Genomic DNA, 13,243 nt, shown 5'->3' with positions numbered 1-13,243 from the left:
GGCCGTCGCTCGGGCGGGCTTATCCACAGTCGTCCGAAAAATCCATTCTTATCCACAGCGCGTGTCCGGGCGGCCCGCGCGCGTCATTTCTTTTGCTTGGCGTTGTTGGCCTGATCCAGCAGATTCCGGGCGGCCTGCATGGCGTTCTCGACATTTCGGCGAGAGAAGCTGTCCAGCGGGCAAGCGCTCAGCACGCCCTGCTTCTCGCGATAGAAATCCGATATCTGCTGCGTGCCCTGGTTGCGCAGCGTGTCTTCCCAGTGCGAGACGGAGAACTGGTCCCGGGAGTTGCTGTACAGGCTGCAATTGACGCCGGCGTTGTCCGCGTAGGCGGTCATGCTCGTCAATGCGATGACGATGGCGGCTATCGATTTCATGGTGTCTCCTGTGCCTGGCGGCGGTGCGTGGACCTCTTTGCATTGTAGGGATGGATGCACGCGGATGGGAAAGGGAGCGCGGCCGATTCGTGGGGCGCTCCCCGACGCTCAGCCGGCGATCCGTCCCATCCGCTCGGCCAGCCGCAGGTGGCAGGCGGCGGCCAGCTTGACCAGGTCGGCGTTGTTGACCGGCATCCGCCCCGGCTTGGCGATCAGTTCGGCCAGGCCCTCCAGCGTGGCGACGGAGCTGTTCAGGCCGATCAGCTTGCCGTGCGGCCAGCGCTGCTTGTTGCGGCGCTCGTAGTCCAGCGCCACCACCCAGCGCGAATGCTGCCACGGCCCCGGTCCGCGCAGCACCGCCTCCATCACCGCCCGCCCAACCTGTTGGGCGGCTTCGGCCGCCAGCGCCAACGCCAGGTGCAGGCTCTCCGCCGTGGTGGCCGGGCTGCCTTCATGCAGCAATGCCGGACGCGTGTCCTCCTGCCACCAGCGCCGCAACCGCCGCGCACCCGGTTTCCTCACCCTCCTAGTCGCCTCGTTCAGCTCGCCTTCGGACAGGCACAGCACCGGCTCCTTCTCTCCGGCCAAGAGCAACAGGCGGCCGGCCGGGGCTTCCAGCGTTTTCAGCAACGCGTCCGCGTCCTGTTGCAGCGCGGCGGCGATTTCGGCGGCGACGAACCAGAAGCCTTCCTGACGGCGGACCACGCGCAGCGGGAGGTCTTTGGCGTAGTCGAGGCGCAGCGGGGCGTTAACGTCGAGGTCGATGTGGTGGTTCATGGTCGGGGCTCCCAGCGGCGGTCGCTGCCGTGCCGGATCGGCAGGCATGGCGTGGATGGGAGGTGGTGGGGGGCGAAGCGGAGAGAAAAGGCGAATACAACAAAACGAGCATCCATGATGAGGCTCCTAGTGTTTTATCCATGCGGAAACCCCCTGTTCAGAGGGGCGGCCAGGTACTTGAACACCGACACTAGACGGCCCGCTGCCTTAGCCCTTGCGGGCTATTTTTCGACAGACGCGCTACCCGGCCATAAGCGGCAGACGCACCAAGAGCAGGGCGCGACTGTGAAAGCCATGGACGCAAGGACCTCGTCTGTCGGGCGAGGCAACCGCTAGTGTGTCGGTGTGTTCAGCACCGTTGGAAATTCTAACAGCGGCAGAAGGTGGGAACAACGAAAGAGGGCTGATAGCCAGGGGCTTCCTAGATAAGTCGGTCCTGTACAACGTTGGGTTCCGCCCGGCGGGCGGGCCAGGGGGCTGCGCGGCCAGCCCCCCGGCACCCCCAGGCCGCCCCCACACCGCGCGAAACCCCGATCAAAAACCGCCCGGCCAGGCGCCGGCGAACTCGCGTCGCGCTAACGTCGCGCCGCTCAAACATGCGCCGGCTTAAAACCTGGCCGGGCGATTTTTGACCGGCGCGCGCTGAAGGGGGATGGGGGCAAGTGATGTACATCTTGGCCTTTTAGATTATTTCTAGGCCTATTTGAGCTTGTTTTACCCATTTGTTGGGGAAATAGTAATTGATAAGCAAAGCTTATGCTTGATTTTTAAAAAACTATTGACTGTGCGGGAATGGCATTGAGGATCCAACACTCTTGATGAACATAGATAAGATCTATCGCATCATTATATTGTTGGAGGAGTGCATCTCGATTTAACTGATTCTGAGGGGTGGGATTGGCTTGATATGTAGCATTTGCTGCGAACAGAAGGTTATGTAACATAATAGCTTTTCCTAAAAATGTCACCTTCAGCATTTTATTTTTACTGTTAGATAAGGCCCCTGCATATTTGTAGGAATCAATAACTGTTTTTTTTCCATCGCCATCTACATCGACTGGTGCCGATATCCATTTAAATACATGTAACAGAAAAACATTTGCAAGCCAACATAGATCTCCTTTGGAAAGCTTCTCATTTGTAGATGAGCTTAAACTCTCGTGTAAGCTTGTCGCACCAACTACAATTATTTCAGGATCATTGATTGGTTGAGATGAGGGGAAGCTATGGTGTGATAGGATTGTTTTTTTTCCTGCATTAATATAGTTAAATGTCCCGGCATAGCATTGGCCTAGATATAAAATAGCCCGATTAAGATTTGGAGTGCTCTTAATGCAGCTCAATAGCATGTAAGGGGTAATGGGAGAGGAGGCCTCAATCCCATTAAGTCCGCCATGGCCAGTAATAAATAGAACCAAATTCTCGTATTGATTGTGCTTGTTATCTGAAAAAAAGTCTGAAGTTGTTTTAATAGTGTAATTATTATTGGTGCCTATAGACAGGCATTGAGATATTTGATTTCTATTGCTTCCATCAATATAGATGTGTATATCAACTGGTAGAATGCCTGCAAGCTCTAAGCAATGCACGCCAAAAGCCAGATCAAAAATATGTCTCTCTTCTGCTTGGCTAGAGCTTGACAGAAAAAGCACCCATTTCGTTTTGCTGGCGATTAGGCTCATGTGGTGATTAGTTTCAATTTAGTGAAAAATTAGATTTGTATTACTTAAAGAGGTTGGCCTATCTATGTCAGAGAAGTAAAAAAGCTCATCTATAGAAATAGACGAATCTTGATTTTCGAGTGTTTTTAACACACTACCTCTTGCATTAAGCTCAAATATTTTTGAACCAACCTTTAAGAAGTAAGCAGCTTCTGGGTCGGCTTCTGTTAACTCTTCTGATTTAAATAGTAGCCATTTCCCAAAATTAACACACTCTTTGATAGAGTCATCAATGTCTGGTAATTCTTCAGATAGTATATTGTTGAGTTTCATGTTTATGCCTTATCACGTAGTTATAGAAAGAATAGGGCCGTAAATGATTTGGCAGACAAGTTAAATGCTTTGTTCGATTGCTTCTTATAGCGCATAATGCTTTCATGTAGAGTTAAAGCATTATTTATCTATTCAGCGATAATACGGAGAGGTTGGAAAGAATTGACATGCTATTTGATTATATCAATTTCATTGGCAATTCATTATTGATGTAAAAAACAACCAACCATTTATGCAGTCGAGCACAGTCACCTAATATTTAGAAAAGAAGCAATTCCATTGCTAAGTGGTAGAAGCCCGCTTCTGCCCGGAGCATAGCCCAAGAATGCTAGAAGCTCTAGCTTTATGAGAACGTTGTTCTGACTATCCTGTGACCATGTGGCTGTACAACTACAAGAGTCTTGGAGAGTTCACCGTCTTGCTACCGCTAAGTTACCATCGTACCCGCTGCTACCTCATCAAGGTACCGATTCTACTTCGGCATAAAGCTCTAGGAACTTGAATACTGTCAGTGGGGACTGGTAGGGACGCTCTACTGTGTAGAGTCGAACCGGTGTACCCCTAAGTGAATTAGAGGTTAAGGCTGGCCGCGCAGCCCCCCAGCCTGCCCGGCGGGCAGCCCCGCCATGAAAATCATCGTCCGCGAAGCGGACACAAACTCCCATCCACTACACTCAAACTGACAAGCCCAGCAGTGCGTCGCCCTTCGGGTGACGCACCCTACGTGTCAACGTGTCGTCGATGTTCGGGAACCGGAGGGAAGGCCATGGATGCGCTTAGCCGTGAAAACCTGCTGTGCCTGATGGAGGATGTGGAGTCGGAGGACCCTATCGACTATGCCGACCTGCCGTTCGACGAACAGAATCTGCGCGAGCTGATCGTCGATTCGCTGCTGGAGCGGGAGCTGGTGTTCCGCGCCGAGGAGCCGGACCAGGCCAAGCGCATGCTGGTCTATCTGGCCGCCACCGCGCGGCTGACGCTGGAGAATATGGTGCTGCACGCCCGGCTGCTGCGCTCCGGGCTGGAATAGCGCCCGGCCGGTTTCTCCGCTTCGTTCCGGCGCGCTTTCCTCGCGCGCCATATGCTTGCCGCATGTTCCGGATTACACTGGTCGGCATCCCGTTTCCGACAAGGACCGCACCATGCTTCGCATCCTGGGCCGCAGCAGCTCGATCAACGTCCGCAAGGTCTTGTGGACCTGCCATGAAATCGGCCTCGACTATCAGCGCGAGGATTGGGGGCGCGGCGTGCGTCCGGTTTCCGATCCGGAATTCCTGGCGCTGAATCCGTTCGCGATGATTCCGGCGCTGGTCGACGGCGACGTCGTGCTGTCCGAGTCCAACACCATCTGCCGCTACCTGGCCGCGAAGCATGGCCGCCACGACCTGCTGCCGGCCGATCCGGCCGCGCGCGCCGCCGTCGAGCGCTGGATGGACTGGCAGGCCGCCGATCTGAATCCCGCCTGGTCCTACGCCTTTCACGCGCTGAGCCGCAACAGCCCGGAGCACCGCGATCCGGCGCGCATCGCCGACAGCGTGGCGGCCTGGAAGAAGCAGATGGCGCTGCTGGAGTCGCAGCTGGGCGATGGCTGGGTGCTGGGCGACGCGTTCACGCTGGCCGACGTCGCGCTGGGCGTGTCGGTGCAGCGCTGGCTGCTGACGCCGTTCGACAAGCCGGTCCTGCCGAAGACGGAAGCGTATTTCGAGCGGCTGCGCCGCCGTCCGGCCTATCTGGCCCATGGCGGCGACGGCGTGGCCTGAGGATGGACGATACGCCGCCGCGCGCGGCTTTTTCCTGAGTAAGGGGAGCAGGTATGCAGGACGCACGTTGGAGCGAAGTGGACGATTATTTCTGCCGGCAGCTGGTCGGGCCGGACAAGGCGCTGGACGCGGCGCTGGCCGCCAGCGCCGCCGCCGGGCTGCCGGCGATCAATGTGGCGCCGAACCAGGGCAAGTTCCTGAATCTGCTGGCGCGCATCCATGGCGCCAGTCGGATTCTGGAGATCGGCACGCTGGGCGGCTACAGCGCGATCTGGCTGGCGCGGGCCTTGCCGGCCGGCGGCCGGCTGCTGACGCTGGAATACGAGCCCAGGCATGTCGAGGTGGCGGCCGCCAATCTGGCGCGCGCCGGCCTGGCCGACAAGGTGGACATCATTCAGGGCGCGGCGGCGGACTCGCTGCAACGATTGATAGACGCCGGCGAGGCGCCGTTCGACCTGATCTTCATCGACGCCGACAAGCCGAACAATCCGGTGTATCTGGAGCTGGCGCTGAAGCTGTCGCGGCCCGGCACCGTCATCGTCGGCGACAATGTCGCGCGCCAGGGCGAGGTGGCGAACCCGGCCAACCCGGACCCGGCCATCGTCGGCACCCGCCGCTTCATCGAGCTCTTGGGCGCCGACCGGCGGCTGTCGGCCACCGCGATCCAGACCGTAGGCAGCAAGGGCTACGACGGTTTCGCGCTGGCCATCGTCGAGCGTTGAGACGTTTTCTTACAGCTGGGCCGGCGCTTCGACCGCCGCCGGGGCCTCTTCCTGGCCGAACACGTCGCGCCAGCTGGTGTAGGCGGTGACGAAGGCCACCGGAATCCACAGCAGCAGGCCCAGGCCCAGCGGCAGCAGCGCCGGGATCAGCAGCAGGCCCAGCGCCAGCGCGGCGACCAGCAGCGGCCGCCAGTTGGCCAGGCCGGCGGCCAGGCTGCCGCGTATCGCCCGCCACGGCGCGGCGCCGTTCAGCACCACCAGCGCCGGCGCGAACCAGTAGCACAGGCTGACGACGAACATCACCACCGCCATCACCAGCAGCAGCACGCCGACGGCGCCGGTGGCCGTCGCCGCGTGCTGGCCGGCGTCGGCCGCCTGCTGGCCCAGCAGTCCGCCGGTGGCGCCGACGGCGACGCCGCCGACGGTGACCACCAGCACCGAGGCCAGCGCCAGCGCGAAGTAGATGACGCCGACCAGGATCAGCGGGCCGGGCGCGCGGCGGAAGCCTTCGAACAGGTCGGCCAGTTCCAGCTCCCCGCCCAGCTGGGACTTGCGCGCGGCCAGCACGTAGCCGGCGCCGAACAGCGGCCCGATCAGCGCGCCGGCGAAGCGGCCCAGCACCGGCACCAGGCTGACGGCGAAGCCTATCAGCAGATAGACCAGGGTCAGCAGCACCCAGGTCAGCGGTTGCTCGCGCACGATGTGGAACGCTTCCACGCACCAGCGCCAGCCGCGGGCGGCGGCGACTTTGCGGGGGGGATGGAAGGTGTCGGGTGACTGCATGGGCTTCTCCGAACTGGCGGTTTAGCCGCCGTTATCGATGGGAAATAGGCACTGACCATTCCATTCAAGCATGGTTCTACCTGATTTTACGCATTTTGCGGCCGGTATGGCCGGTTGCCGGCAATGGGCGAAATCGGCGATAATCCTGCGGTTTCGCGACGGTAGGGTCCTGTCGCCGGTGGCATCAGAGCGCAGGAGTTGAACCGTCGTTCCGGTTCCCAAATAGTCTTGAGGTTTTACCGAATGGTTACCCGCACCGAGCTTGCCAACGCCATCCGTTTCCTGTCGATGGACGCCGTGGAGAAGGCCAAATCCGGCCACCCCGGCGCGCCGATGGGTATGGCTGACATCGCCGAAGTCCTGTGGCGCGATCACCTGAAGCACAATCCGGCCAATCCGGACTGGGCCGATCGCGACCGCTTCGTCCTTTCCAATGGCCACGGCTCGATGCTGATCTACAGCCTGCTGCATCTGTCCGGCTACGACCTCTCGATCGACGACCTCAAGAATTTCCGTCAGCTGCACTCCAAGACGCCGGGCCACCCGGAATACGGTTACGCGCCGGGCGTGGAAACCACCACCGGCCCGCTGGGCCAGGGCATCACCAACGCCGTCGGCATGGCGCTGGCCGAGAAGATGCTGGCCACGCAATTCAACCGCGACGGCCATGATATCGTCAACCATTACACCTACGCCTTCCTCGGCGACGGTTGCCTGATGGAAGGCATCAGCCACGAGGCCTGCTCGCTGGCCGGCACCTGGGGCCTGAACAAACTGGTCGCCTTCTGGGACGACAACGGCATCTCGATCGACGGCCACGTCGAAGGCTGGTTCAGCGACGACACGCCGGCCCGCTTCGAGGCCTACGGCTGGCAGGTGATCCGCAACGTCAACGGCCACGACCCGGCCGAGATCGCCACCGCGATCGCCACCGCGAAGAAGAGCGCCGACAAGCCGACGCTGATCTGCTGCAAGACCACCATCGGTTTCGGCGCGCCCACCAAGCAGGGCAGCCACGACTGCCACGGCGCCCCGCTGGGCGCCGCCGAGATCGCCGCCGCGCGCGAAGGGCTGAAGTGGCCGCACGCGCCGTTCGAGATCCCGTCCGAGATCTACGCCGAGTGGAGCGCCCGCGACAAGGGCGCCGTCGCCGAGATCGAGTGGCAGAAACGTTTCGACGCCTACCGCGCCGCCCACCCGCAGCTGGCCGCCGAGTTCGAGCGCCGGATGGCGGGCGAGCTGCCGGCCGGCTGGGCCGAGACCCAGGCCGCCGCGATCGCCAAGATCGCCGACGCCGCCCAGACCGTGGCCACCCGCAAGGCCAGCCAGATCGCGCTGGAAGCATTCTCCCCGTCGCTGCCCGAGTTCGTCGGCGGCTCGGCCGACCTGACCGGCTCCAACCTGACCAACTGGTCCGGCTCCAAGTGGCTGGACGGTGAAGGCGGCGGCAACTACATCAGCTACGGCGTCCGCGAGTTCGGCATGTCGGCCATCATCAACGGCATGACGCTGCACGGCGGCCTGCGCCCGTACGGCGGCACCTTCCTGATGTTCAGCGAATACGCCCGCAACGCGCTGCGCATGGCCTCGCTGATGAAGATCAACCCGATCTTCGTGTTCACCCACGATTCGATCGGCCTCGGCGAGGACGGCCCGACCCACCAGCCGGTGGAGCAGACCGCCACGCTGCGCTACATCCCCAACCACCACACCTGGCGTCCGTGCGACACCACCGAGACCGCGGTGGCCTGGGCGCACGCGATCGAGCAGAAGACCACGCCGTCCAGCCTGGTGCTGAGCCGGCAGAACCTGCCCTTCGTCGCCCGCGACGAGGCGCAGACCGCCGCGATCCGCAAAGGCGGCTACGTGCTGCGCGACGCCGCCGGCGCCCGCGCGGTGCTGATCGCCACCGGCTCCGAGGTGGAGCTGGCGCTGAAGGCGCAGGAAGCGCTGGCAGCCGAGGGCGTGCCGGTCCGCGTGGTGTCGATGCCTTGCACCAATGTGTTCGACGCCCAGGACAAGGCCTGGCAGCAGAGCGTGTTGACGCCGGGCCTGCCGCGCGTCGCCATCGAGGCCGGCCATCCGGACTTCTGGCGCAAGTATGTCGGCCTGGAGGGCGAAGTGGTCGGCATCGACCATTTCGGCGAATCGGCTCCGGCCGCCCAGCTGTTCAAGGAGTTCGGCTTCACCGTCGAAAGCGTGGTCGCCAAGACCCGAGCCGTGCTTCGCTGATTTAGCAGTCCGGCCATCGCCGCAGCGCGATGGCCTTTTTTTCGCCACACCATGTAGTCGCCGCACTACAAAAGTTTCACCGGGAGACCCTGTAGCATGACCATCCGCCTCGCCATCAACGGTTACGGTCGCATTGGCCGCCAGGTTTTGCGCGCCATCTATGAAAACAAGTTGCACGACGATTTCACGGTGGTGGCGGTCAATGCCTCCGGCGACCTCGGCATCAACGCCCACCTGACCCAGTTCGATACCGTGCACGGGCGTTTCCCCGGCACCGTGGCGCAGGAAGACGGCCATCTGGTGCTCAACGGCGACCGCATTCCCTTCTTCAGCACCCGCAATCCGGCCGAGCTGCCGTGGCGCGAGCTGGATGTCGACCTGGTGCTGGAATGCACCGGCGCCTTCACCACCAAGGAAAAGTGCCAGGCCCACCTGGCCGCCGGCGCCAAGAAGGTGCTGATCTCGGCGCCGGGCGGCGACGACGTCGACGCCACCGTGGTCTACGGCGTCAACCACGACGTGCTGACCCCGGAGATGACCGTGGTCTCCAACGCCAGCTGCACCACCAACTGCCTGGCGCCGGTGGCGAAGGCGCTGAACGACGCGATCGGCATCAAGAAGGGCCTGATGACCACCATCCACGCGTTCACCAACGACCAGGTGCTGACCGACGTCAAGCACAAGGACCTGCGCCGCGCCCGCTCCGCCACCGACAATATGATCCCGACCAAGACCGGCGCCGCCAAGGCCGTCGGCCTGGTGCTGCCGGAGCTGAAGGGCCGTCTGGACGGCTTCGCGGTGCGCGTGCCGACGATCAATGTGTCGCTGGTCGACCTGACCTTCACCGCCGCGCGCGACACCTGCCGCGACGAGGTCAACGAGATCCTGCAGGGCGCCGCCAACGGCAGCATGAAGGGCATACTGGGCTTCAACACGCTGCCCTTGGTGTCCGGCGACTTCAACCACACCGAGGAGGCTTCCACCTTCGATTCCACGCTGACCAAGGTCACCGGCGGCAATATGGTGAAGGTGCTGGCCTGGTACGACAATGAATGGGGTTTCAGCTGCCAGATGCTGCGCACCGCGCGCGCGATGTTCAGCTGCTGAGACAGCGGGCGGGCGGCCGCTTGGCAGGCCGTCCGCCCTGTTGTTTTATTACACCAGACATGCAGGCAATTTGATTGGTGTTAAAGTTGCGCGGATGTTTCGGCATACACTGGATGCTGTCGGTCGACGCGGCGGATGCGCCGTCGTCGCCGGAAATTCTCCAACATGACCGTTGCCGCCCCGCCATCGTTCCGCGCGGCGGGCCGGACGTCCCGCATCCCAAACCGAGCGAGTGAAGCGATGAAATTCAATAAACTCTCCGAGCAGAATCTTTCCGGCAAGCGCGTGCTGATCCGCGTCGACATGAACGTGCCGCTGAAAAACGGCGTCATCGGCGACGACACCCGCATCCGCGCCAGCCTGCCCACGATCGAACACTGTCTGAAAGCCGGTGCCGCCGTGCTGCTGATGACCCACCTGGGCCGTCCGACCGAGGGCGAGCCCAAGCCGGAGGACAGCCTGGCGCCGGTGGTGGCCCGCCTGTCCGAGCTGTTGGGCAAGCCGGTGCGCCTGGTCGCCGATTTCGCCGACGGCGTCGAATTGGCGCCGGGCGAGGTGGCGATGCTGGAGAACGTGCGCCTGAACAAGGGCGAGAAGAAGAACAGCGACGAGCTGGGCCGCGCCTACGCCGCGCTGTGCGACGTCTTCGTCCACGACGCCTTCGGCACCGCGCACCGCGCCGAGGCCTCGACCCACGCGGTGGCCAAGTTCGCGCCGGCGGCCTGCGCCGGCCTGTTGCTGTCGGCCGAGCTGGACGCCCTCTCCAAGGCGCTGCAGGCGCCTGCCCGCCCGCTGGTGGCCATCGTCGCCGGCTCCAAGGTGTCGACCAAGCTGACGATACTGGAGGCGCTGGCCGACAAGGTGGACCGGCTGATCGTCGGCGGCGGCATCGCCAACACCTTCCTGCTGGCCGAGGGCAAGGCCATCGGCAAATCGCTGGCCGAAGCCGATCTGGTGGAAGACGCCCGTCGCGTGATCGCCAAGATCCGCGCTCGCGGCGGCGACGTGCCGCTGCCGTCCGACGTGGTGTGCGCGAAGGAATTCGCCGAGACGGCCGCCGCCGTCACCAAGCCGGTGGCCGACGTCGCCGCCGACGACATGATCCTCGACATCGGCCCGGATTCGGCCCGGCAGCTGGCCGCCATCATCGCCGAGGCCGGCACCGTGGTGTGGAACGGCCCGGTCGGCGTGTTCGAATTCGAGCAGTTCGGCAACGGCACCAAGACGCTGGCCCAGGCCATCGCCCGGTCCAAGGCCTTCTCGATCGCCGGCGGCGGCGACACGCTGGCGGCGATCGCCAAATACGGCATCACCGACGACATCAGCTACATCTCGACCGGCGGCGGCGCCTTCCTGGAATTCCTGGAAGGCCGGGAATTGCCGGCGGTGGCCATCCTGGCCGAGCGCGCCGGCTGAACGGAGCGGACGCATGGCGGCCCGGCCGCCATGCGCTTGTGAAGATGGATATTTTGACCAACGGCGGATCGGCGGACGGCCGCTTGGGCCGGCCTCTCCGTTATACTGGCGGCTATTCCCCCGTCAGGAGAATGTGATGCCGCTGCAAACCTGGTTGTTGTTCGTCACCACCGTGTTCTTCGTCTCCGCCACGCCCGGCCCCAACATGCTGCTGGCGATGACGCACGGCATCCATTACGGCGTGCGCCGCACGCTGATGACCTGCTTCGGGCTGATGACGGCGCTGGGCCTGATCATGCTGGGTTCGGTGGCCGGCCTGGGCGCGCTGCTGGCCACGTCCGAGCTGTTGTTCTCCGCCGTCAAGTACGCCGGCGCGCTGTACCTGGTCTATCTCGGCGTCAAGACCTGGCGCAGCCTGCCGCGGCCGGTGGCCGAGCTCGCCGACGACGATGACGGCCGGCACGGTCCGTGGGCGCTGTTCCGCCGCGGCTTCCTGGTGGCGATGAGCAATCCGAAGGCCTTCATCTTCTTTACCGCGCTGTTCCCGCAGTTCATGAACGCGCACCAGCCGCAGGGGCCGCAGCTGGCCATCCTGGCGGCCACGTTCTACCTGATCGAGTCGTGCTGGCAGCTGAGCTACGCCAGCGGCGGCGCCCGGCTCGCGCGCTGGCTGAACAGCGCCAGCCGGCTGCGCCTGGTCAACCGCTTCAGCGGCGGCGCCTTCGTCGGTGCCGGCCTGCTGCTGACCGGTCTGACCCGGCAGTAAACCATCAAGGCGGCCGCGATGCCGGCCGCCCGTTTTTCGTAACAGGCCCCGCCCCGGCGGAGCCCATGAGGGAGAGATTCATGGCACTCGTTTCGATGCGCCAGCTGCTGGACCACGCGGCTGAATACAGTTACGGCCTGCCGGCCTTCAACGTCAACAATCTGGAGCAGATGCGCGCCATCATGGAGGCCGCCGACAAGGTCGACGCGCCGGTGATCGTGCAGGCTTCGGCCGGCGCCCGCAAATACGCCGGCGCGCCCTTCCTGCGCCACATGATCCTGGCCGCGGTCGAGGAATTCCCGCACATCCCGGTGGTGATGCACCAGGATCACGGCACCAGCCCGGACGTGTGCCAGCGCTCGATCCAGCTGGGCTTCTCCTCGGTGATGATGGACGGTTCGCTGAAGTCCGACGGCAAGACCCCGGCCGACTACGACTACAACGTCGGCGTCACCCGCACCGTGGTCAACTTCGCCCACGCCTGCGGCGTGTCGGTCGAGGGCGAGATCGGCTGCCTGGGCAGCCTGGAAACCGGCATGGCCGGCGAGGAAGACGGCGTCGGCGCCGAGGGCGTGCTGGACCACAGCCAGCTCTTGACCGATCCGGAGGAGGCCGCCCGCTTCGTCAAGGACACCGGCGTCGACGCGCTGGCCATCGCCATCGGCACCAGCCACGGCGCGTACAAGTTCAGCAAGAAGCCGACCGGCGACGTGCTGCGCATCGACCGCATCAAGGAAATCCACGCCCGCATCCCCAACACCCACCTGGTGATGCACGGTTCCTCCAGCGTGCCGCAGGACTGGCTGAAGATCATCAACGAATTCGGCGGCGACATCGGCGAGACCTACGGCGTGCCGGTCGAGGAGATCGTCGAGGGCATCAAGCACGGCGTGCGCAAGGTGAACATCGACACCGACCTGCGTCTGGCGTCGACCGGCGCGATCCGCCAGTTCCTGGCCAAGAACCCGGCCGAGTTCGACCCGCGCAAATACCTGGCCAAGACCATAGAAGCGATGCGCGACATCTGTATCGCGCGTTACGAGGCCTTCGGCGCCGCCGGCCAGGCCAGCAAGATCAAGGCCGTCAATCTGGACACCATGGCCAACCGCTACCTGAAGGGCGAATTGGCGCAGATCGTGCGCTGAGCGCGGCGGCGGTTTGTAAGCCGGATGTAAACCGGCTTGCTAGCTGCTGCTTTTGCTGCAATAATTCATTTGTCATTTCAGGAAAGGGAATAGTATGCCGACTGGACACCGGCCGCGAGTGTGCGGGTCGGCTACCATGGCATCGCTGAATGCCCGACCCGCCG

General features: G+C 62.8%; 13 protein-coding genes. 8 read left to right on the top strand and 5 right to left on the bottom strand.

Annotated features, from left to right (window positions below; all coding sequences use genetic code 11):
- Positions 1–83 precede the first annotated feature (83 nt).
- The 4 genes from WNM05_RS00865 to WNM05_RS00850 form a co-directional block, all read right to left on the bottom strand.
- Positions 84–377 (bottom strand): hypothetical protein, encoded by a 294-nt coding sequence (locus WNM05_RS00865; protein WP_434631668.1) that lies wholly within the window; start codon positions 375–377, stop codon positions 84–86.
- Between the two features lie 108 nt (positions 378–485).
- Positions 486–1,154, bottom strand: a complete 669-nt coding sequence (locus WNM05_RS00860) for a hypothetical protein (protein WP_434631667.1) — start codon at positions 1,152–1,154, stop codon at positions 486–488.
- Between the two features lie 767 nt (positions 1,155–1,921).
- Positions 1,922–2,836, bottom strand: a complete 915-nt coding sequence (locus WNM05_RS00855) for a hypothetical protein (protein WP_434631665.1) — start codon at positions 2,834–2,836, stop codon at positions 1,922–1,924.
- Between the two features lie 18 nt (positions 2,837–2,854).
- Entirely contained in the window at positions 2,855–3,148 is a 294-nt protein-coding gene (locus tag WNM05_RS00850) for a hypothetical protein (protein ID WP_434631663.1), read from the bottom strand.
- A gap of 766 nt (positions 3,149–3,914) precedes the next feature.
- On the opposite strand from WNM05_RS00850, the gene WNM05_RS00845 reads away from it, so the two are divergent.
- The 3 genes from WNM05_RS00845 (at position 3,915) to WNM05_RS00835 (ending at position 5,630) form a co-directional block, all read left to right on the top strand.
- On the top strand, positions 3,915–4,178 hold the full coding sequence (locus tag WNM05_RS00845) for a hypothetical protein (protein ID WP_434631661.1): 264 nt from the start codon (positions 3,915–3,917) through the stop codon (positions 4,176–4,178).
- Between the two features lie 112 nt (positions 4,179–4,290).
- The gene (locus WNM05_RS00840; protein ID WP_434631659.1) at positions 4,291–4,908 is read left to right on the top strand and encodes a glutathione S-transferase family protein; all 618 of its coding nucleotides are present in this window, start codon (positions 4,291–4,293) and stop codon (positions 4,906–4,908) included.
- Between the two features lie 53 nt (positions 4,909–4,961).
- Positions 4,962–5,630: an O-methyltransferase gene (locus WNM05_RS00835; protein WP_434631658.1), complete on the top strand. Its 669-nt coding sequence runs from the start codon at positions 4,962–4,964 to the stop codon at positions 5,628–5,630.
- A 9-nt stretch (positions 5,631–5,639) separates the two neighbouring features.
- On the opposite strand, the gene WNM05_RS00830 is transcribed toward WNM05_RS00835, so the two are convergent.
- Positions 5,640–6,413 carry a BPSS1780 family membrane protein gene (locus tag WNM05_RS00830; protein WP_434631656.1) on the bottom strand — a complete coding sequence of 258 codons (774 nt, stop codon included), beginning with the start codon at positions 6,411–6,413 and terminating at the stop codon, positions 5,640–5,642.
- Between the two features lie 243 nt (positions 6,414–6,656).
- On the opposite strand from WNM05_RS00830, the gene tkt reads away from it, so the two are divergent.
- From tkt to fba, 5 genes are all read left to right on the top strand, one after another.
- Positions 6,657–8,645, top strand: a complete 1,989-nt coding sequence (tkt, locus tag WNM05_RS00825) for a transketolase (protein ID WP_434631654.1) — start codon at positions 6,657–6,659, stop codon at positions 8,643–8,645.
- Between the two features lie 96 nt (positions 8,646–8,741).
- Positions 8,742–9,752, top strand: coding sequence for a type I glyceraldehyde-3-phosphate dehydrogenase (gene gap / locus WNM05_RS00820; RefSeq protein ID WP_434631652.1), 1,011 nt, complete (start codon positions 8,742–8,744; stop codon positions 9,750–9,752).
- A 240-nt stretch (positions 9,753–9,992) separates the two neighbouring features.
- Entirely contained in the window at positions 9,993–11,168 is a 1,176-nt protein-coding gene (locus tag WNM05_RS00815) for a phosphoglycerate kinase (RefSeq protein WP_434631650.1), read from the top strand.
- Positions 11,169–11,304: 136 nt separating this feature from the next.
- Complete coding sequence (locus WNM05_RS00810) at positions 11,305–11,934, top strand: LysE family translocator (RefSeq protein ID WP_434631648.1); 630 nt, start codon at positions 11,305–11,307, stop codon at positions 11,932–11,934.
- 80 nt (positions 11,935–12,014) lie between these two features.
- Positions 12,015–13,079 carry a class II fructose-bisphosphate aldolase gene (gene fba / locus WNM05_RS00805; RefSeq protein WP_434631647.1) on the top strand — a complete coding sequence of 355 codons (1,065 nt, stop codon included), beginning with the start codon at positions 12,015–12,017 and terminating at the stop codon, positions 13,077–13,079.
- The last annotated feature ends 164 nt before the right edge of the window (positions 13,080–13,243 follow it).

Origin of the sequence: Chromobacterium sp. CV08 (genome assembly GCF_051129845.1) — a bacterium.
Taxonomy (GTDB): Bacteria; Pseudomonadota; Gammaproteobacteria; order Burkholderiales; family Chromobacteriaceae; genus Chromobacterium.
Note: the sequence above shows the minus strand (reverse complement) of the source record. Positions and strands in the feature narration are given on the sequence as shown.

Coding starts and splice junctions, on each gene's coding strand:
- fba (WP_434631647.1), top strand. CDS start 12,015: ATGGCACTCGTTTCGATGCGCCAGCTGCTGGACCACGCGGCTGAATAC.
- WNM05_RS00845 (WP_434631661.1), top strand. CDS start 3,915: ATGGATGCGCTTAGCCGTGAAAACCTGCTGTGCCTGATGGAGGATGTG.
- WNM05_RS00835 (WP_434631658.1), top strand. CDS start 4,962: ATGCAGGACGCACGTTGGAGCGAAGTGGACGATTATTTCTGCCGGCAG.
- gap (WP_434631652.1), top strand. CDS start 8,742: ATGACCATCCGCCTCGCCATCAACGGTTACGGTCGCATTGGCCGCCAG.
- WNM05_RS00830 (WP_434631656.1), bottom strand. CDS start 6,413: ATGCAGTCACCCGACACCTTCCATCCCCCCCGCAAAGTCGCCGCCGCC.
- tkt (WP_434631654.1), top strand. CDS start 6,657: ATGGTTACCCGCACCGAGCTTGCCAACGCCATCCGTTTCCTGTCGATG.
- WNM05_RS00865 (WP_434631668.1), bottom strand. CDS start 377: ATGAAATCGATAGCCGCCATCGTCATCGCATTGACGAGCATGACCGCC.
- WNM05_RS00810 (WP_434631648.1), top strand. CDS start 11,305: ATGCCGCTGCAAACCTGGTTGTTGTTCGTCACCACCGTGTTCTTCGTC.
- WNM05_RS00815 (WP_434631650.1), top strand. CDS start 9,993: ATGAAATTCAATAAACTCTCCGAGCAGAATCTTTCCGGCAAGCGCGTG.
- WNM05_RS00860 (WP_434631667.1), bottom strand. CDS start 1,154: ATGAACCACCACATCGACCTCGACGTTAACGCCCCGCTGCGCCTCGAC.
- WNM05_RS00850 (WP_434631663.1), bottom strand. CDS start 3,148: ATGAAACTCAACAATATACTATCTGAAGAATTACCAGACATTGATGAC.
- WNM05_RS00840 (WP_434631659.1), top strand. CDS start 4,291: ATGCTTCGCATCCTGGGCCGCAGCAGCTCGATCAACGTCCGCAAGGTC.
- WNM05_RS00855 (WP_434631665.1), bottom strand. CDS start 2,836: ATGAGCCTAATCGCCAGCAAAACGAAATGGGTGCTTTTTCTGTCAAGC.